Origin of the sequence: Kitasatospora sp. NPDC059795 (genome assembly GCF_042732175.1) — a bacterium.
In the GTDB taxonomy this organism is placed as follows: Bacteria; Actinomycetota; Actinomycetes; order Streptomycetales; family Streptomycetaceae; genus Kitasatospora.
This window is the reverse complement of the sequence record NZ_JBHWID010000002.1, coordinates 623,194-642,600: the sequence shown is the minus strand read 5'-3', so window position 1 is coordinate 642,600 and position 19,407 is coordinate 623,194. Positions and strand designations below refer to the sequence as shown.

14 protein-coding genes are annotated in these 19,407 nt (G+C 71.7%); 7 read left to right on the top strand and 7 right to left on the bottom strand.

Annotation, left to right across the window (positions count from 1 at the left end; all coding sequences use genetic code 11):
* Positions 1–64 precede the first annotated feature (64 nt).
* The 5 genes from ACFV4P_RS06835 to pyk all read left to right on the top strand — a co-directional run bounded on the left by ACFV4P_RS06835 (position 65) and on the right by pyk (position 9,102).
* Positions 65–1,552, top strand: coding sequence for a maltokinase (locus tag ACFV4P_RS06835; RefSeq protein ID WP_380468053.1), 1,488 nt, complete (start codon positions 65–67; stop codon positions 1,550–1,552).
* Between the two features lie 93 nt (positions 1,553–1,645).
* Complete coding sequence (gene glgB / locus ACFV4P_RS06830) at positions 1,646–4,099, top strand: 1,4-alpha-glucan branching protein GlgB (protein WP_380468051.1); 2,454 nt, start codon at positions 1,646–1,648, stop codon at positions 4,097–4,099.
* Between the two features lie 125 nt (positions 4,100–4,224).
* Positions 4,225–6,354, top strand: a complete 2,130-nt coding sequence (pta, locus tag ACFV4P_RS06825; RefSeq protein ID WP_380468049.1) for a phosphate acetyltransferase — start codon at positions 4,225–4,227, stop codon at positions 6,352–6,354.
* A complete protein-coding gene (locus ACFV4P_RS06820) occupies positions 6,351–7,559 on the top strand; it encodes an acetate kinase (protein ID WP_380468047.1) in 1,209 nt (402 codons plus the stop codon). Before pta ends, ACFV4P_RS06820 begins: the two co-directional genes overlap by 4 nt.
* 112 nt (positions 7,560–7,671) lie before the next feature.
* The gene (gene pyk / locus ACFV4P_RS06815) at positions 7,672–9,102 is read left to right on the top strand and encodes a pyruvate kinase (RefSeq protein WP_380468045.1); all 1,431 of its coding nucleotides are present in this window, start codon (positions 7,672–7,674) and stop codon (positions 9,100–9,102) included.
* An 84-nt stretch (positions 9,103–9,186) separates the two neighbouring features.
* Here pyk and ACFV4P_RS06810 read toward each other — a convergent pair whose 3' ends face one another.
* From ACFV4P_RS06810 to ACFV4P_RS06795, 4 genes are all read right to left on the bottom strand, one after another.
* Positions 9,187–10,428, bottom strand: a complete 1,242-nt coding sequence (locus ACFV4P_RS06810; RefSeq protein ID WP_380468043.1) for a hypothetical protein — start codon at positions 10,426–10,428, stop codon at positions 9,187–9,189.
* Positions 10,425–11,006: a DUF6114 domain-containing protein gene (locus ACFV4P_RS06805; RefSeq protein ID WP_380468041.1), complete on the bottom strand. Its 582-nt coding sequence runs from the start codon at positions 11,004–11,006 to the stop codon at positions 10,425–10,427. The genes ACFV4P_RS06810 and ACFV4P_RS06805 overlap by 4 nt, the downstream gene beginning before the upstream one ends.
* Before the next feature lie 144 nt (positions 11,007–11,150).
* Entirely contained in the window at positions 11,151–11,783 is a 633-nt protein-coding gene (locus ACFV4P_RS06800) for a DUF6230 family protein (RefSeq protein ID WP_380468039.1), read from the bottom strand.
* A gap of 565 nt (positions 11,784–12,348) precedes the next feature.
* The gene (locus ACFV4P_RS06795) at positions 12,349–13,326 is read right to left on the bottom strand and encodes a tetratricopeptide repeat protein (protein WP_380468037.1); all 978 of its coding nucleotides are present in this window, start codon (positions 13,324–13,326) and stop codon (positions 12,349–12,351) included.
* A 340-nt stretch (positions 13,327–13,666) separates the two neighbouring features.
* On the opposite strand from ACFV4P_RS06795, the gene ACFV4P_RS06790 reads away from it, so the two are divergent.
* The gene (locus ACFV4P_RS06790; protein ID WP_380468035.1) at positions 13,667–14,332 is read left to right on the top strand and encodes a TetR/AcrR family transcriptional regulator; all 666 of its coding nucleotides are present in this window, start codon (positions 13,667–13,669) and stop codon (positions 14,330–14,332) included.
* 178 nt (positions 14,333–14,510) lie between these two features.
* Here the strand turns inward: ACFV4P_RS06790 and ACFV4P_RS06785 are convergent, their stop codons facing one another.
* From ACFV4P_RS06785 to ACFV4P_RS06775, 3 genes are all read right to left on the bottom strand, one after another.
* Positions 14,511–16,196 (bottom strand): methylmalonyl-CoA mutase, encoded by a 1,686-nt coding sequence (locus ACFV4P_RS06785; protein WP_380468033.1) that lies wholly within the window; start codon positions 16,194–16,196, stop codon positions 14,511–14,513.
* A 174-nt stretch (positions 16,197–16,370) separates the two neighbouring features.
* Positions 16,371–16,703: a DUF3817 domain-containing protein gene (locus ACFV4P_RS06780; protein ID WP_380468031.1), complete on the bottom strand. Its 333-nt coding sequence runs from the start codon at positions 16,701–16,703 to the stop codon at positions 16,371–16,373.
* Positions 16,704–16,723: 20 nt separating this feature from the next.
* The gene (locus ACFV4P_RS06775) at positions 16,724–17,263 is read right to left on the bottom strand and encodes a MarR family winged helix-turn-helix transcriptional regulator (RefSeq protein ID WP_380468028.1); all 540 of its coding nucleotides are present in this window, start codon (positions 17,261–17,263) and stop codon (positions 16,724–16,726) included.
* Between the two features lie 432 nt (positions 17,264–17,695).
* Between ACFV4P_RS06775 and ACFV4P_RS06770 the strand changes: the two genes are divergently transcribed.
* Positions 17,696–19,360: a M4 family metallopeptidase gene (locus tag ACFV4P_RS06770; RefSeq protein ID WP_380468026.1), complete on the top strand. Its 1,665-nt coding sequence runs from the start codon at positions 17,696–17,698 to the stop codon at positions 19,358–19,360.
* Positions 19,361–19,407: the final 47 nt, after the last annotated feature.

Genomic DNA, 19,407 nt, shown 5'->3' with positions numbered 1-19,407 from the left:
CGGAAGAGTGAAGGGCCCGGCCACGACCCGTCGGGCAGTCGCCCGCTTCCGGGGAAAGGGAGTCATGTCCGAAACCTCCCGTTCTCAAGCCCACCTGCACCGTGATCCGTCCACCGCCCCCGGGCCGGTCGGGACGCGGGCGCCGGGGGCCCGGAGAACCGCCGCGGGAGTCAGCGAGCTGGTCCAGGCGGCCCTGCCGCTGATCGCCGAATGGCTTCCCACCCAGCGCTGGTACGCCGGCAAGGGCCGGCCGATCGCCGCGCTCGTGCCGGTGATCGGCACCCCCCTCCAGGTGGGCGATCCGGCACTGCTGCACCTGCTGCTGCGGGTGGAGCACGGCGGGGCGGCCGCCGGCCCCGGAGACGTGTACCAGCTGCTGCTGGGCATCCGCTCGGAGCGGCCCGCGGCGGTCGGGCAGCGGGCGGTGCTGGGCCGACTGGCGGGCGGCACCTACGACGGCGCGGTGCTGTACGACGCGGTGCACGACCCGGAGCTGACGGGCCGCCTGCTGGAGCACCTGGCCACCGGCGACCGGTTCGGTTCGCTCTGTTTCCGCCGCACCCCGGGCCCGGGCCTGCCGGGCAACATCCCGGGCCGGGCGTCCACCGCGGAGCAGTCCAACTCCTCGGTGATCTACGACACCGCGTTCATCCTGAAGCTGTTCCGCCGGATCAGTCCCGGGACCAACCCCGACCTGGAACTGTCGCTGGCGCTGTCCCGGGCCGGCTCGACCCGCATCCCCCGGGTCGCCGCCTGGTTCGAATGCCGGTTGGAGCGCTCCGAGCCCGCCACCCTGGGCCTGTTGCAGCGCTACCTGCCGGACGCCGAGGACGGCTGGGAGCTGGCGCTCGACCAGGTCGCCCGGCTGAAGGGCGACCCGTCGCCGGGCAACTTCGCGATCGAGGCGCACCGGCTGGGCCGGGCCACCGCCGAGGTGCACCGGGTGCTGGCCCGTTCGATGCCCACCACCCGGCTCGACGCGCCGCGGATCGCCGAACTGGCCGGCGCGATGGCCGACCGGCTGGACGCCGCGGTCACCGCGGTGCCCGGCCTGCTGCGCTACCGCTCCGCGCTGCGCTCGGCGTTCCAGCAGCTGACCTCCGCCCACCTGGACGGGCTGCCGGTCCAGCGCATCCACGGCGACCTGCACCTGGGCCAGGCGATGCGCACCCCGCAGGGCTGGGTGCTGCTGGACTTCGAGGGCGAGCCGGCCAAGCCACTGGCCGAGCGCCGCCTGCCGCAGCCCGCGCTGCGGGACGTCGCCGCGATGCTCCGCTCCTTCGACTACGCGGCCGCGCACCTGCTGGCCGGCGCCCCCGCCCCGGACCCGCAGCTGGCCCACCTGGCCTCGGCCTGGGCGGCCCGCAACCGGGCCGCGTACTGCGCCGGGTATACGGCGGGCGGCGGCGCCGACCCGTCGGCGTCCCCGGAGCTGATGCGTGCCCTGGAGATCGACAAGGCCGTGTACGAGGTGGTGTACGAGGCGCGGCACCGGCCGAGCTGGCTGCCGATCCCGCTGGCCGCGATCAACCGCCTGGCCCACTCCGTCTGACCGTCCGTTCGCCCGCCCGGCCTCCTGGGCCGGGCGGCCCGCTCTCCCGGCAGTAACCCCGACCCGTTCGCAGGAATCCAGGAGGCCTCCGCCGTGACCCCGCTCGGTCCGCTCGACCCGTCCGACCGCCAACCGGCCGTCCCGGCCACCTTCCGGAACGGCGAGCGCGTCAGAGGGGCCGGCTGGCAGCCCCCGGCGAAGCCCGCGCGGCCGTCCGGGGCGGCGGCGAAGAGCCCGGCGCCGCAGAGCCCGACGGCGAAGAGCCCGGCGGGGAGGAAGCCGGCCGTCGAGCGTCCGGCGAAGTCCCGCCCGGCACCCGCCCGGCCGGTCCCGGGCGGGGCGCTGCGCCTGCCGGAGGCGCCGCTGCCGCCCGGCGAGGTGGACCGCCTGGTCTCCGGCGCGCACCACGACCCGCACGCCCTGCTGGGCGCGCACGCGCTGCCGACGGGCACCGCGATCCGGGTGCTGCGCCCGTTCGCCGAGCGGGTGGTGGTGGAGACGGCGCTCGGCCCGGCCGAGTTGACGCACCAGCAGGCCGGCCTGTTCACCGGCCTGCTGACCGGCCAACGGTTCCCGGACTACACGTTGACGGTGACGTACCCGGGCGGGCAGCCGCTGGAGCAGGAGGACGGCTACCGGTTCGCCCCGACGCTCGGCGAGTTGGACCTGCATCTGATCTCGGAGGGCCGGCACGAGCAGTTGTGGACGGTGCTCGGCTCGCACGTGCGCACGGTGGACGGGGTGGCGGGCACCTCGTTCGCGGTGTGGGCGCCGAACGCCGTCGGGGTGCGGCTGATCGGCTCGTTCAACCACTGGGACGGCACCGGTCATCCGATGCGCTCGCTGGGCTCGTCCGGCGTGTGGGAGCTGTTCGTGCCGGGCCTCGGCGAGGGCGAGCGGTACAAGTACCAGATCCTGACCCGCGGCGGCGCGATCGCGGAGAAGGCCGACCCGCTGGCCCGCGCCGCCCAGTGCCCGCCGGACACCGCCTCCGTCGTCCACACCTCGACCTACGCGTGGGGGGACGCCGGGTGGATGGACGCGCGCGCCCGGACGGTGCACCACCGCTCGCCGATGTCGGTGTACGAGCTGCACCTCGCCTCCTGGCGGCCGGACCTCACCAGCTACCGGCAGATCGCCGAGGTGCTGCCCGGCTACCTGACCGAACTCGGCTTCACCCACGTCGAGTTCATGCCGGTGATGGAGCACCCGTTCGGCGGCTCCTGGGGCTACCAGGTGTCCGGCTTCTACGCCCCGACGGCCCGGCTCGGCACCCCCGACGACTTCCGGCACCTGGTCGACACGCTGCACCGGCACAACATCGGCGTGCTGGTCGACTGGGTGCCCGCGCACTTCCCGAAGGACGACTTCGCGCTGGCCCGCTTCGACGGCGAGCCGCTGTACGAACCGGCCGACCCGCAGCGCGCCGAGCACCCGGACTGGGGCACGCTGGAGTTCGACTACGGCCGCACCGAGGTCCGCAACTTCCTGGTCGCCAACGCGGTGTACTGGTGCGAGGAGTTCCACGTCGACGGCCTGCGGGTCGACGCCGTCGCCTCGATGCTCTACCTCGACTACTCCCGCGAGGGCGGCGACTGGTCGCCCAATCAGTTCGGCGGCCGGGAGAACCTGGACGCGGCGTCCTTCCTGCAGGAGATGAACGCGACCGTGTACCGGCGCTGCCCGGGCGTGCTGACGGTCGCCGAGGAGTCCACCGCCTGGAACGGCGTCACCCGGCCCACCGACGCCGGCGGCCTGGGCTTCGGCCTGAAGTGGAACATGGGCTGGATGCACGACTCGCTGGTCTACATGTCCAAGGAACCGGTGCACCGCAAGTACCACCACCACGAGATGACCTTCTCGATGGTGTACGCGTACTCGGAGAACTACATCCTGCCGATCTCCCACGACGAGGTGGTGCACGGCAAGCAGGCGCTGGTCTCCAAGATGCCCGGCGACTGGTGGCAGCAGCGCGCCAACCACCGCGCCTACCTCGGCTTCATGTGGGCCCACCCCGGCAAGCAACTCCTGTTCATGGGGCAGGAGTTCGCGCAGGGAGCGGAGTGGGAGCACGAGAGCGGCCCGCAGTGGTGGGTGCTCGACGAGGGGTGGGAGGCGCACGCCGACCACCGCGGGGTGCAGCGCCTGGTCGGCGACCTCAACCGGGTCTACCGCGGCACTCCCGCGCTGTGGGAGCAGGACACCGTCCCGGCCGGTTTCCGCTGGCTGGACGGCGGCGCGGCCGACGACAACGTGTTCTCCTTCGTCCGGTTCGCCGCCGACGGCTCCCCGCTGGTCGCGGTCTGCAACTTCTCCCCCGTGGTCCGGCACGGCTTCCGGGTCGGCCTGCCCCGACTGGAGGGCCACGACCAGCTGTGGGAGGAGGCGCTGAACACCGACGCCGAGCGGTACGGCGGCGGCGGGATCGCCAACTCCCGTCCGGTGAAGGCCGAGGGCACGCAGTGGAACGGCCAGCCGCGCTCGGCGGAACTGGTGCTGCCGCCGCTGGCCACCGTCTGGCTGCGCCCGGTTCGCCCGAACGGCTGACGGTCCGTTCAGGACCTCCGGCACCCCGGAGCAGCCCGAACGGCAGTGCCGCACTCCGGTCCGAATGTCGTACGAAGGTATGGTCGAGGCGACTGGCCCGAGACAGACGGACGGAGAGTTCCACCGTGGCGAGCAGCGTGTACGTGACCGGGATCGACCGGGGGGACGGCCGACAGGTCGTGGAACTCGGGGTCATGGAACTGCTGACCCGCCAGGTGGACCGGGTCGGGGTGTTCCGCCCGCTGGTGCACAGCGCGGACGGCGGCGGGCAGGCCGCCGACCACGTGGTCGAGCTGCTGCGCACCAGGTACCGGCTGGACCTGCCGACCACCGAGCTGTACGGCCTCAGCTACGACGAGGCGGCGGCCCTGCAGGCCGCCCGCGGCCAGGACGAGCTGGTCTCCGTCCTGGTCGACCGCTTCCACCAGCTGGAGCGGCGCTGCCAGGCGGTCCTGGTGCTGGGCACCGACTTCTCGGGCACGAACATCCCGGACGAGCTGGCCTTCAACGCCCGGCTGGCGAACGAGTTCGGGGCGGCCGTGCTCGGGGTGGTCGGTGGCCAGCACGACGACCCGCAGACGGTGATCGCCGAGGTCCGCAACGCCCACCGGGCCTACCGCGACCTCGGCTGCTCGATCCTGGCGATGGTCGCCAACCGGGTGGCGCCGGGCGCCAAGCAGCAGGTGCAGCGGGCGCTGACCGAGAAGCTCCCCGTCCCCGTGTACGTGATCCCGGAGGAGCCGGCGCTGGCCGCGCCGACCGTGGCGCAGCTGGTCGAGGCGACCGGCGCCAAGGTGCTGCTGGGCGACGCGGCGGGCCTGTCCCGGGACGTGCGGGGCTTCGTCTTCGGCGGCGCGATGCTGCCGACCTTCCTGAACGCGCTGACCGAGGGCGCGATGGTGGTGACCCCCGGCGACCGGGCGGACCTGCTGATCGGCTCGCTGGCGGCGCACGCGGCGGGCTCCCCGCCGATCGCCGGCGTCCTGCTGACGCTCGGTCAGCACCCCGGCCCGGACGTGATGGCGTTGGCCTCCCGGCTGGCCCCGGGCACCCCGGTGGCGGAGGTGACGGAGGGCTCCTGGCTGACCGCCGCGCAGCTCACCCACCTGGAGGGCCGGATCGGCCCGGGCAACCCGCGGAAGGCGGAGATCGCCCTCGGCCTGTTCGAACTGCACGTCGACACCGCCGAGTTGACCAGCCGGATCGAGCTGACCCGCACCGAGCGGGTGACCCCGATGATGTTCGAGCACGCGCTGCTGGAGCGGGCCCGCGCCGAGCGCCGCCACATCGTCCTCCCGGAGGGCGCGGAGGACCGGGTGCTGCGCGCCGCCGAGGTGCTGCTGCGCCGCAACATCTGCGACCTGACCCTGCTGGGCGAGCCGGAGGCGGTGCACCGCCGGGCCGCCGCCCTCGGCATCGAGTTCCCGCAGGCCGGCGACACCGGCTCCCGGCTGCGGGTCGTCGACCCGGCGGCCAGCCCGCTGCGCCAGCGCTTCGCCGAGCTGTACGCCAAGGCCCGGGCGCACAAGGGCATGACGGTGGAGCGGGCGCTCGACGTGGTCACCGACGTCTCGTACTTCGGCACCCTGATGGTGCAGGAGGGCATCGCGGACGGCATGGTGTCGGGCGCGGTGCACTCGACGGCGGCGACCATCCGTCCGGCGTTCGAGGTGATCAAGACCTCGCCGGGCGCGTCGATCGTCTCCTCGGTGTTCTTCATGTGCCTGGCCGACAAGGTGCTGGTGTACGGCGACTGCGCGGTCAACCCTGACCCGGACGCCCAGCAGCTCGCCGACATCGCGATCCAGTCCGCGGAGACCGCCGCCCAGTTCGGGGTGGAGCCGCGGGTGGCGATGCTGTCGTACTCGACCGGCACCTCGGGCTCGGGCGCGGACGTGGACAAGGTCCGCAAGGCGACCGAGCTGGTCCGCGAGCTGCGCCCGGACCTGCTGGTGGAGGGGCCGATCCAGTACGACGCGGCGGTCGACGCGCACGTCGCGGCGACCAAGCTGCCGGGCTCGCCGGTGGCGGGCCGGGCCACCGTGCTGATCTTCCCGGACCTGAACACCGGCAACAACACCTACAAGGCGGTGCAGCGCTCGGCCGGCGCGATCGCGGTGGGCCCGGTGCTGCAGGGCCTGAACAAGCCGGTGAACGACCTGTCCCGGGGCGCCCTGATCGAGGACATCGTCAACACCGTGGCGATCACCGCGATCCAGTCCCAGACCCAGCCCGCCGAGGGAGACGCGCAGTGACCACCACCGGTACCCGCGTCCTGGTGCTGAACGCCGGGTCGTCCTCGGTGAAGTACCAGCTGATCGACATGCTGGACGGCTCCCGGCTGGCGTCCGGCCTGGTGGAGCGGATCGGCGAGGTCAGCGGCCGACTGCTGCACCTGCCGCTGACCGGGGAGCCGCGCGAGTCGGTGCGCCGCTTCGCCGACCACGACGGGGCGCTGCGGGCCGTCGCCGACGAGCTGGCCGCGGACCTGATGGGCCTGGACTCGCCGGAGCTGGCGGCGATCGGCCACCGGGTGGTGCACGGCGGGATGCGCTTCACCCGGCCGACGCTGATCAACGACGCGGTGGTGGCGGAGATCCGCCGGCTGATCCCGGTGGCGCCGCTGCACAACCCGGCGAACATCACCGGCATCGAGGTGGCCCGCTCGATGCGCCCGGACCTGCCGCAGGTCGCGGTCTTCGACACCGCCTTCCACGCCACCCTGCCGGAGTACGCGGCCCGGTACGCGATCGACCGGAAGACCGCCGACGAGCACCGGGTGCGCCGCTACGGCTTCCACGGCACCTCCCACCAGTACGTCTCCCGGGCCACCGCCCGGCTGCTGGGCCGCGACCCGGCCGAGCTGAACGTGATCGTGCTGCACCTGGGCAACGGCGCGTCCGCCTCGGCGGTGGCCGGCGGGGTCTGCGTGGAGACCTCGATGGGCCTGACCCCGCTGGAGGGCCTGGTGATGGGCACCCGTTCCGGTGACGTGGACCCGGGCCTGGTGTTCCACCTGCACCGGGTGGGCGGTCTGAGCATCGACCAGATCGACGACCTGCTGAACCGCCGCAGCGGCCTGCTCGGCCTGTGCGGCGACAACGACATGCGCGAGGTGGTGCGGCGCGCGCAGGGCAGCGACGAGGATGCCAAGCTGGCCTTCGACTCGTACGTGCACCGGATCCGCCGGTACCTGGGCGGCTACTACGCGGTGCTCGGCCGGGTGGACGCGGTGGCGTTCACCGCGGGTGTCGGGGAGAACTCCGCGGAGGTCCGGGCGGCGGTCTGTGCCAATCTTGAGGAACTCGGCATTTCGGTGGAGCCGGAGCTGAACGCGATGCGTTCACGACAGGCCCGGGTGATCTCGCCGACCTACGGCCGGGTGACCGTCGCCGTCGTGCCCACCGACGAGGAACTGGAGATCGCCCAGCAGACGTTCGCGCTGGTCCATGAGGTGTAGGACCGGCGCGGGATGACTACCCGTCAGTATCCCACCCCTCGGAATGTTCGTTGGCGATATCTGACGATTCGAGCCGAATGTACCGATAACACGAACGGATAGACTGACGGATATGCGCCGAGCGAAAATTGTCTGCACCCTGGGTCCCGCCACGGACTCCTACGAACAGCTGAAGGCCATCGTCGAAGCGGGCATGAACGTCGCCCGACTGAACATGAGCCACGGCTCCCACGCCGAGCACGAGGACCGGTACCGCCGCGTCCGTCAGGTGTCGGAGGACACCGGCCGCACCATCGGCGTGCTGGCCGACCTGCAGGGCCCCAAGATCCGTCTGGCGACTTTCGCCAACGGCCCGGTGACCGTTGACAACGGCGACACGTTCACCATCACCACCGAGGACGTCCCCGGTGACCAGTACATCTGCGGCACCACCTACAAGGGCCTGCCCGGCGACGTGAAGCCCGGCGACCCGATCCTGATCAACGACGGCGTCATCGCCCTGGAGGTCGTCAGCGTCGACGGCCCGCGGGTGCGCACCGTGGTGGTCGAGGGCGGTGTGCTCTCCAACAACAAGGGCATCAACCTGCCCGGCGCGGCGGTCAACGTGCCCGCGCTGTCCGAGAAGGACAAGGACGACCTGCGCTTCGCCCTCCGGCTGGGCGTCGACATGGTCGCGCTGTCCTTCGTCCGCAACGCCGCGGACATCGACGACGTCCACAAGGTCATGGACGAGGTCGGCATTCGTGTGCCGGTCATCGCCAAGATCGAGAAGCCGCAGGCCGTCGAGGCGATGGAGGAGATCGTCCTCGCCTTCGACGCGATCATGGTGGCCCGCGGCGACCTGGCGGTCGAGTACCCGCTGGAGAAGGTGCCGCTGGTGCAGAAGCGCCTGGTCACCCTGGCCCGCCGGAACGCCAAGCCGGTGATCGTCGCGACCCAGATGATGGAGTCGATGATCCACGCCTCGCGTCCGACCCGCGCCGAGGTCTCCGACGTCGCCAACGCGATCCTGGACGGCGCGGACGCGGTGATGCTGTCCGCCGAGTCCAGCGTCGGCAAGTACCCGGTCGAGACCGTCAAGACCATGAGCAGGATCGCCGAGAAGGCCGAGGAGGAGCTGCTCTCACAGGGCCTCCAGCCGCTCAACCCGGGCCGCAAGCCGCGCACCCAGGGCGGCTCGGTCGCCCGCGCCGCGACCGAGCTGGGCGACTTCCTCGACGGCAAGGCGCTGATCGCCTTCACCAAGTCCGGTGACACCGCCCGCCGGCTGTCCCGCTACCGCTCGCCGATCCCGGTGATCGCCTTCACCCCGGACGTCGCCACCCGCAACCAGCTCTCGCTGAGCTGGGGCGTCGAGGCGTACGTCACCGAGCAGGTGGCCACCACGGACGCGATGGTCGAGCAGGTCGACCGCGAGCTGCTGAAGATGGGCCGCCTCTCCGAGGGCGACACCGTGATCGTCACCGCCGGTGTGCCGGTCGGCATCCCCGGCACCACCAACATGGTCCAGGTCCACCACCTGGGCACCCGCGGCGGCCACTGAGCCCTCGCCAAAACCCGCAGGGGCGGGACCCGGGAGACCGGGTCCCGCCCCTGCGGGCGTCCGCGCGACAGCTGCGACGACGACTCAACCGTCGTACGGCTCCTTGTCGTTGAAGAGCCGCATGCCGGGAATGTTCAGGTCGCCGCCGAACTGGCCGGCCTGCACCGCCTTGGCGCCGGTGAGGGTCAGGTCCAGCGGGATCGGCACCGCGCCCAGCAGGTCCCACAGCCACTTCGGCAGAGTGTCGGGGGTGAGCGTGATCTCGCCCAGGTCGATCGGTATCGGCAGGCCGTAGATCGCCGCCAGGTGCCCGGACAGGCTCTCCACGTACATGGTGATCGGGCCGTTGCGCATGGTGGAGGTCGATCCCTGGCGGCTCTTCACGTGGAAGGTCAGGCCCGGGATCTGGATGGTCGACATGTCCAGGTTCTCGATGTCGACGCTGTCGGTGGTGAACTTCAGCACCCGCTTGGTGCCGCTCTCGGTGGTGACGTCGTAGACGCCGTTGAACACCGAGCCGTGCAGCGCCAGCCGGGTCGAGTGCAGCACCCAGTTCTGGTCCGGCACCACGTGGCCCTTGGGCGCGGCCTTCGCCGCCAGGCCCTTGGTGCTCACCAGGCAGTTCGGGTCGTCGGACGCCGAGGCGGACGGCGCCGGGGCCTTGGTGGTCGGCGACTTCGTGGTCGGCGCCTTGGTCGTCGGCGCCTCCGTCCCGTCGGCGGCCGGGGCCTCCGGCGTGGCGGACGCCCCGGTGGTCGGCCGTCCGGTCGCCGAGGGGCTCGGGGAGTCGGACGGCTTCGAGCTCGCGGACGGGCTCGGGGTGCCGGCGGGCGCCGGGGTCCCGGCGTTCGGCGTCGCCGACGGGCTCGAACCCGGGTGGGTCAGATTGTCCCACCAGTCGTCGATGATCCCGGCCTGCTGCACCCCGCCGCCCGCGGGGGCGTCGTTCGGCGTCACGTAGGCGGCGGACTGCACGCCCGTCGAACCGGTGAACACCGCCGGCACCGCGGCGGCACTGCCCGCCGGCGCCTGCCCGGACTGCCCGGACTGCCCGGCCGCGGCCTGGCCCGCCGAGGAGTCCGGCTGCACCTTGATCTCGCTCTTCGGGACGGGCGTCTCCTTGAGCACGGTGTCCGGGCTGCTCGCGCAGCTGCCGGACAGCGGGTCGGCCGCGGCCGCCATGGTCGGCGTGTAGGCGGCGCCCATCAGCAGCGCGGTCGGCACGGCGGCGATCGCCAGCGCCCGCCCGCGCAGCCGGGACCGCACGCCCTCACGCGGCACCGCGTGCCGCGGTCCGGGAACGGCGGGCTTCTCCGAGTCGGTCACCGCAGCTCCCCCTCCGGACCCGGTGTCGGTGCGGCGCCGTACTCCAGCGGCTGCTGGACGGCGGCCTGCGCGGGCGGCTGAGCGGAGACGGCCTGCGCGGGCAGCTGTGCGGCCGGCGCGGCGCCCGTGGCGGCGGCCGTCCCGTCGATCTCCGGCCCGTCGACCGGGGCCGGCAGCGGCGCCCAGGAGACCAGCAGGCCGCCGGCGATCAGACCGGGGACCAGGCCGAAGCCGAAGCCGCCGAGGTTGGAGACCGGGACGGAGATCAGCGCCAGGATGGTGGTCGCCACCCCGCAGAAGATCCGCACCATCGGCTGGAACCAGACGGTGATGCCGAGCACCATCATCAGGATGCCGATCAGCAGCGAGCCGGCCCCGGCGGTGGTCGCCATCGCCACGGTCAGGCCGCCCAGGCTGAGGTGGGCGTACGGGAAGTACAGGATCGGGATGCCGGCGATCACGGCCAGCAGGCCGCCCCAGAACGGCCGGGTCCGCCGCCAGGCGCGGAACCCCTGGCGACCTCGGCCGGCCAGACCGGCCGGGCCCTCGGGCCAGGCTTCGACGGTTGCGCTGGACATGGTGCGACTCCTCGATGGTGGGTCCGAGGGGAAAGACGGATGGCCCCGGGTACGCCGGGGTGCGGCCCGGGGGAACGGCGTACTGCCGCTCCCCCGGACCGGTGGTCCACGATCGGGCCCGACTGACGGGCCGTCAATTATGGACTAGTAGCACTCGTTGGCGCCCTGGGTGATGTTCAGCTTCAGGCCCGGGAGGGTGAAGGTGCCCGCCGAGGTGGCCCAGGCGGTCTGCTGCACGTGGGCCAGGTCCGCGGACTTGGCGGACTGCGCGAAGCCCTGCGCGCCGGACGGCAGCGAGCCGCCGTCGCTCTTCAGCTTGTCGATGGCCGAGCCGTGCAGGGTGCTGGCGTCCTGGCCGATGTTGATGCTGTGGAACTCGGCGTCGGCGTTCAGCTGGTTCATGTCGATCAGCAGCTGCTGGGCGTCGACCGGGTTGTTCTTGTCCTGGCCGGCCTTGAGGACCAGGGTCCACTTGCCGAGCGGGCCGAGGTCGGTGACGACCGACTGGCACAGGTTCTGCAGGGTCGCGTGGTCGAACGCCGAGATGGCGACCGGGTGCGGGGTCTTGTTGGCCTCCATGTCGACGCCGCCGAACTGCGAGAAGTTCTCGCCGTGCAGCTGGTCGACGGTGACCTTGAACTGCTGGCCGGAGACCGAGAACGAGGCCGCCAGCGCGGAGTTGGCCAGGGAGACGCCGATCGCGGCGGTGGCCGCGAGGCTGGGCACCATCACCAGGGCGAAGCGCTTCCAGCGGGTCTTGCCGTAAGACGTGGACATGCGAGTCCTCCTTCTAGGACGTACATCTCCGGCCGTTCCGGTGCGTCCCGCACACGGTCCGGCCCGAAATGGGAGAGAGCTACGTCCTCGGTAGCGGAGAGCGCCTGCTGCCGTGGGGACGGCGTCGGCGATCACCCCCGAGCGACAACCGTGCGGGCGCGCGGGCTGCGCGACCGCCGAGGCCAGGAACCGCCGCGTGGGATCTGCGGTTACCCCCCTGCCCTCACCCGGTGGGGACCCTCGCGGTGGAGGGACCGGGCGTCGCCGATCGTGCTCGAATACCGGGCGGAGCACAAGGGGTGCGTTACTGACGGGTAATCCAACAGTGAACGCGTTCGTTCAGAGGATCGAAGGTGTGACTGCGCAGCGTGACGGAAGACGCAGGCCGCCAGAGCCGTGACCCTGGCAAACACAGGAAAAACACCCCTCCTCCATCACTCGTCGTGACGGAGAAGGGGTGTTATCAAGATTTGGTAAACCCACCCGGTTTAGCCTCGAAAGTCGCCAAATCGCCGACGACACCGCAGGTCACCGAACCTGTCACCCAGTGCCTTCGGAGCGGCTGTCAGAACAGCACCCGGGCCAGCGCCTGACGGGCTGCCATGGTGCGCGGGTCCTCCGGGCCGATCACCTCGAACAGCTCCAGCAGGCGCAGTCGCGCCGCGTCCCGGTCGTCGCCGAAGGTCTTCGCCACGGTGTCGACCAGGCGGGCGAAGGCGTCCTCGACGTGACCGCCGACCAGGTCCAGGTCGGCCGCCCGCAGCTGGGCCGGCACGTCCTTCGGGTCGGCCGCCGCGTCCGTGCGGACCTGCTGCGGGTCGAGCTGCTCCACCCGCTGCAGCAACTGCGCCTGGGCCAGGCCGAGCTTCGCCTCGACGTGGCCGGGCCGGTCGCTCAGCACGTTCTGGTACGCCTGCACCGCGCCGCCCAGGTCGCCCCGGTCCAGCGCCTCGTGCGCGGCCTCCAGCGCCGGGTCGGCCGACACCCGCGGACCCGCCTCGGCGGGGGCGCCGCCCGCGGCGCCGCCGACGATGCCGAAACGCTGCTCGGCGACCGCGATCAGCTGGTCGAGCACCTTGCGGACGTTCGACTCGTTCTCGGCGCCCTGGAACAGCGGCACCAGCTGGCCCGCGACCACGGCCATCACGGCCGGGATGCCCTGGATGCCGAACTGCTGCGCGATCAGCGGGTTGGCGTCCACGTCGATCTTGGCGAGCACGATCCGGCCCGCGTACTCCTCGGCGAGGCGCTCCAGGATCGGGCTGAGCTGCTTGCACGGGCCGCACCACTCGGCCCAGAAGTCCACCACCACGGGGACCTCTGCCGAACGCTGGACGACCTCCGACTCGAAGGTGTCCTCGGTGACGTCCAGTACCAGGGGGTAGTCCGCGAGCGTCGGGGCCTCGCCCGCCGCCGCCTGCCGGGCCCGCTCGGCCCGGGTCTGCTCCGCCTTCTGGGCGGCCTCTCCGGCCGCCTTCACCGCGGCGAGGTCCACCGCACCGCGCAGGGCGGAGCTGTTGAGACGCGAATTCCGTGACTGCATGGCTCTATCCTCCCCCGCCGGAGCCGGTACCGGACGCCATCCGCCCGGAAATGCCGAAAGCAGGCCCTCCGCCTCCCCAGGCGGAGCCCGACCGTTCGGGCGCGGATCCCCATCCGTGCCCCGCGCCCGCCCGATCCCGGAGGGCGGGGCGCAGTGGTTGTCGCTCTTTCGCTACTGGTCGTAGCGTATCTGCCCCCCGGGCTCCCCCCGCAAGCCCCAACCGCCCTCCGTGAGCGTGAGCTGTCCCACTTTCCGACCCGGGGCGGGTGTCGGGCAGCGCCGCAGGTCGCTACCGTGGGGCCTCCAAGTTACTTCTGAGTAAATTCGCTGAGGAGGCGCGGTGGCCCCCACCACCCGGCAGCCCGCCGAGCACCCCGACCCGGCCGCCGCCACCCCGCCGCCACCCCGCGGCAAGGGCCGCCCCCGCAGCGCCGCCGCCGACCAGGCCATCCTGGACGCCACCCGCGAGGCGCTCGCCGAACTCGGCTGGGGCGGGCTCACCATGGGCGACGTCGCCCAGCGCGCCGGCGTCGCCAAGACCACCCTCTACCGCCGCTGGCCGTCCAAGAGCGAACTCGTGGTCGACGCCATCGCCAGCCTCTTCGACCAGCTCGAATGCTCCGACCGCGGCAGCCTGCAGGCCGACATCGAGGCCGTCGTCGCCCGCTTCGCCGAACTCCTCACCCGCCCCGAGACCCAGGCCGCGCTGCTCGCGCTGTTCGCCGAGGGCACCCGCGACGTCCACCTGCGGCGGCGCATCCGGGAACGGATCGTCCAACCGCAGAAGGTCCTCGTCCAGCTCGGCCGGGCCAACGCCCAGGCCCGCGGCGAGATGGACCCCGACCGGGACGCGGCCACCGCCGACGAGGAGATCGACATCATCTTCGACACCATCGCCGGCACCGTCGAACACCGGCTCCTGGTCAGCGGCGAACCCGTCACCCCGGACTGGATCCGCCGTTTCACCACCCTGCTCCTCAACCCCTTCCCGGGCCTCCTGCGCTGACCCCCTGCGGGCGCGAAACCAGGGAGAGCACAACCAGGGGCGCGGGGAACTGCGCGAAGCGGAAGGCCCCAACCGCAAGGTCGCGACGCGGGCAATGACTTGCCATTGATCGCGACCTTGCGGACAGGCCGGCGCTTGTCGCGCAGTTCCCCGCGCCCCTGGTTGTGCTCGCTCCTAGCTAGAAGCTCGCGTTCTCCTGGTACGTGCCCCACTCGCCACGCAGCGCGTGGCAGATCTCGCCGAGAGTGGCTTCGGCACGGATCGCCCGGAGCATCGGCTCGATCATGTTGGCGCCGGAGCGGGCAGCGTCGAGCATCGCGTCGAGGCCGGCCCGGACGGCCGTCTCGTCGCGGAGCGACTTGCGGTGGGCGAGGACCCGGACCTGCTCGCGTTCGACCTCGTGGCTGACCCGGAGGATTTCGAGTTCGGGGGTGACGCTGCGGGGGTGGCAGTTGACGCCGACCACGCGCTTGTCGCCCTTCTCCACGCCCTGCTGGTAGCGGAACGCGGCCTCGGCGATCTCGCCGGTGAACCAGCCCTCCTCGATGCCGCGCAGGATTCCGGCGGTCATCGGGCCGATCGGGTGCTCGGCGCTGCCCTTGTCCAGGATCCGCTGGAAGATCTCCTCGACCTGCGCCTCGATCTTGTCGGTGAGCGCCTCGACGTACCAGGAGCCGCCGAGCGGGTCGGCGACGTTGGTGACGCCGGTCTCCTCCATGATCACCTGCTGGGTGCGCAGCGCGATCTCGGCGGCCTGCTCGCTGGGGAGGGCGAGGGTCTCGTCGAGGGCGTTGGTGTGCAGCGAGTTGGTGCCGCCGAGGACGGCGGAGAGCGCCTCGACGGCGGTGCGGACCACGTTGTTGTAGGGCTGCTGGGCGGTGAGGGAGACGCCGGCGGTCTGGGTGTGGAAGCGCAGCCACTGCGCCTTCTCGGTCTTCGCGCCGAAGTGGTCGCGCATCCAGCGGGCCCAAATGCGGCGGGCGGCGCGGAACTTGGCGATCTCCTCGAAGAAGTCGAGGTGGGCGTCGAAGAAGAAGGACAGGCCGGGGGCGAAGACGTCGACGTCGAGGCCGCGGGAGAGGCCGAGTTCGACGTAGGCGAGGCCGTCGGCGAGGGTGTAGGCGAGTTCCTGGGCGGCGGTGGCTCCGGCTTCGCGGATGTGGTAGCCGGAGACGGAGAGCGGCTTGTAGGCGGGGATGCCCTTGGCGCAGTGCTCCATCAGGTCGCCGATCAGGCGCAGGTGGGGCTCGGGGGCGAAGAGCCACTCCTTCTGCGCGATGTACTCCTTGAAGATGTCGGTCTGCAGGGTGCCGTTGAGGACGGCGGGGTCGACGCCCTGGCGTTCGGCGGCGACCAGGTACATGCAGAAGATCGGGACGGCGGGGCCGGAGATGGTCATCGAGGTGGTGACCTCGCCGAGCGGGATGCCGGCGAACAGCACCTCCATGTCGGCGGCGGAGTCGATGGCGACGCCGCAGTGGCCGACCTCGCCGAGCGCCTTGGCGTCGTCGGAGTCGTAGCCCATCAGGGTCGGCATGTCGAAGGCGACGGAGAGGCCGCCGCCGCCGGCGTCGAGGATCATCCGGTAGCGCTCGTTGGTCTGCTGCGCGTTGCCGAAGCCGGCGAACTGGCGGATGGTCCAGGCGCGGCCGCGGTAGCCGGTGGGGTGCAGGCCGCGGGTGTAGGGGTACTCGCCGGGCCAGCCGATGCGTTCGAAGCCCTCGACGTCCTGCCCGGCGGGCGGGCCGTAGACGGGTTCGACGGTCTCGCCGCTCAGCGTGGTGAAGTCGGCGTCGCGCTTGCGCGCCTTGTCGTACCGCTGCTGCCAGCGCTGCCGGCCGGCTTCGATCTGCTCGGCGTCCATCGGCTCCGACTCCGCTCCGTGCGGCCGCCCCGGTGGGTGGGCGACACAAGTACTTGGATGTCCTACTAATTTACTCGGACGTCCTAGTACCTGTCGATGGCTGTCGCCCCCGGACACGCGAAGGGCGCCCCTCCCGAGGGGGAGGGGCGCCCGGCGGAGCAGGTGCGCGGCAGGTCAGGCCGCGGTCGGCTCCGCGGCGACGATCAGCGGGGCGACCTCGCGGCTGACCTTGCGCTCGACGAAGAACACGGCGGTGGGGACGGTGCCGGCCAGCAGGACCCAGGCGAGCTTGCCGATCGGCCACTTGGCCTTGGTGCCGAGGTCGAAGGCGAGCACCAGGTAGATCACGTACAGCCAGCCGTGCGCGATGCCGACGGCGGTGGTGAAGCCCGCGGCCCCCGAGATGTCGAGGGCGTACTTGGCGATCACCCCGGCGGTGAGCAGGATCAGGAGGACGCCGGTGATGTAGGCCATGGCGCGGTAGCGGGTCAGCACACTCTGCTTCATGCCATCGAGAGTAACCGGCCCTACGACTGCTCCCGGCCGGGGCCCTCCTGGCGCGGCAGGTCGAAGTCGCCGGCCGCCACCCGCAGCGGGCGGAGCAGGTCGAACACCTCACGGCAGGCGGCCTCGTCGTAGCCCTCCAGGCCGAATTCGACGGCCATCAGCTCGCGGGTGGCCTGCTCGACGACCTGGCGGCCGCGCTCGGTGATGGCGGCGAGGACGCCGCGCCCGTCGAGCGGGTTGGGGCGGCGGGCGACCAGGCCGGCCCGCTCCAGGCGGTCGACGGTGTTGGTGACGCTGGTGGGGTGCACCATCAGCCGCTCGCCGATCTTGGACAGCGGGAGTTCGCCGGAGCGGCTGAAGGTGAGCAGCACCAGCGCCTCGTAGCGGGCGAAGGTCAGGCCGTAGGGCTTGACCACGGCGTCCACCCGGGCCAGCAGGATCTGGTGGGCGCGCATCACCGAGGTGATCGCCGCCATGGACGGCACGTTGCCCCAGCGGCGGGTCCAGAGCTCGTCGGCGCGGGCGATCGGGTCGAAGTCGAGGGCGAGGGGCTTGGGCACGACCCCACCGTACCCGCGGGGCGGGACGGGGGTAGCAGCTGTCCACGATGGTGGACAAGGCCAGCCGATTGGCGGGATCACGCCAAACAGACAACCGCCACCCCGAAGGGGCCGTAATAACCGGATATTCCGTCACTATTCACTGAAAACACGGGAGTTGGGCCGAGGCCCAGCCAGCGCCGCATGGTTCGCAGTGAAACCTCCGATTTTCCTACCGTTCTATTGCCGCAGGGCTGGCGAGTGTTTGCCAATAGTTGCCCGGGTGCTGTTCCCGGATTTGAACGATTGTCATGCTTCTGCCCAGCCCCGTTCGACACGCCGGCCCCACCCCACCGGCGACCGTCGTTCTGACCGCACGGAGCTGCACGTCAGCACCCGTATCCGCCCCAGCAGGCACTGACCCCGGTGCCCCGGAACGTGGTGCGACCGCGCATGCGGTTGATTCGGAAGGAACCGTACGTGAAGCGAAAGCTCGCTGTCGGAGCCGTTCTCTCTGCCTCTGCCCTGCTGGCCGGCGCGATCCAGGTGAGCGCCGGGATCGCGCAGGCCGCCCCCAACCCGGCCGCCGCGGGCCACAGCCGCGGCGACCTGCTGGCGCTGGCCGCCGGGCAGGCCCCCTCCGCCGCCAAGGCCCTGGGCCTGGGCGCCCAGGAGAAGCTGGTGGTCAAGGACGCCATCGTCGACGCCGACGGTACCCGCCACTTCCGCTACGAGCGCACCTACGACGGCCTGCCCGTGCTGGGCGGCGACCTGGTCGTGCACCAGGACGCCAAGGGCCAGGTCCGCTCCTCCGACAAGGCCGTCTCCGGCAGCCTGGCCCCCGCCTCGCTGAGCCCGAAGCTGACGGCCGGCCAGGCCGCCGGCAAGGCGACCGGCGCCGTGCAGTCCACCGTCGGCATCAGCAAGGACTCCGAGGCCGCCCTCACCTCGGTCTCCGGCGCCACCGGCAACGCCGAGCTGGTGGTCTGGGCCGCCGACGGCGCCCCGCGCCTCGCCTACCGCACCACCGTCGAGGGCGTGCGGGCCGACGGCACCCCGAGCCGCCAGAAGCTGGTCACCGACGCGAACACCGGCGAGGTCCTCTCCACCCACGAGGAGATCGAGACCGCCAACGCGACCGGCACCGGCAACGGCGTCTTCGTCGGCAACGTCTCGCTGACCACCACGCTGACCGGCAGCACCTACACGCTGAAGGACGCCACCCGCGGCAACCAGTACACGACCACGCTGGCGGGCAAGACCTCCGGCAACGGCACCCTGTACTCGAAGACCACCAACAGCTGGGGCTCCGGCGCCGCCTCCAACGGCGAGTCCGCCGCCGTGGACGCCCAGTACGGCGCGGCCGTCACCTGGGACTTCTACAAGAACACCTTCGGCCGCAACGGCATCCGCAACGACGGTGTCGGCGCGTTCAGCCGGGTCCACTACGGCAGCAACTACGTCAACGCCTTCTGGGACGACAGCTGCTTCTGCATGACCTACGGCGACGGCTCGGGCAACACCCACCCGCTGACCGAACTGGACGTCTCGGGCCACGAGATGAGCCACGGCGTCACCTCCAACACCGCCGGCCTGAACTACTCGGGCGAGTCCGGCGGCCTGAACGAGGCGACCTCCGACATCTTCGGCTCGATGGTGGAGTTCTACGCCAACCTGTCGAAGGACGTGCCGGACTACCTGATCGGCGAGCTGATCAACATCAACGGCAACGGCACGCCGCTGCGCTACATGGACAAGCCCTCCAAGGACGGCGCGTCCGCCGACTACTGGTCCTCCACGGTCGGCAACAAGGACGTCCACTACTCCTCGGGCGTCGCCAACCACTTCTTCTACCTGCTGGCCGAGGGCAGCGGCGCCAAGACCATCAACGGCGTCAGCTACAACTCGCCCACCTACAACGGCGCGGCCCTCACCGGCATCGGCCGGGCCCAGGCCCAGCAGATCTGGTACCGGGCGCTGACCGTCTACATGACCTCCACCACGAACTACAAGGCCGCGCGCACCGCGACCCTGAACGCGGCGAAGGACCTGTACGGCTCCGGCTCGACCCAGTACAACGCGGTGGCGGCGGCCTGGACCGGCGTCAACGTGAACTGACCCTCACCGGGTAGCGAAAAAGCTCGCGGCGGCCGGGCCTCCCACGA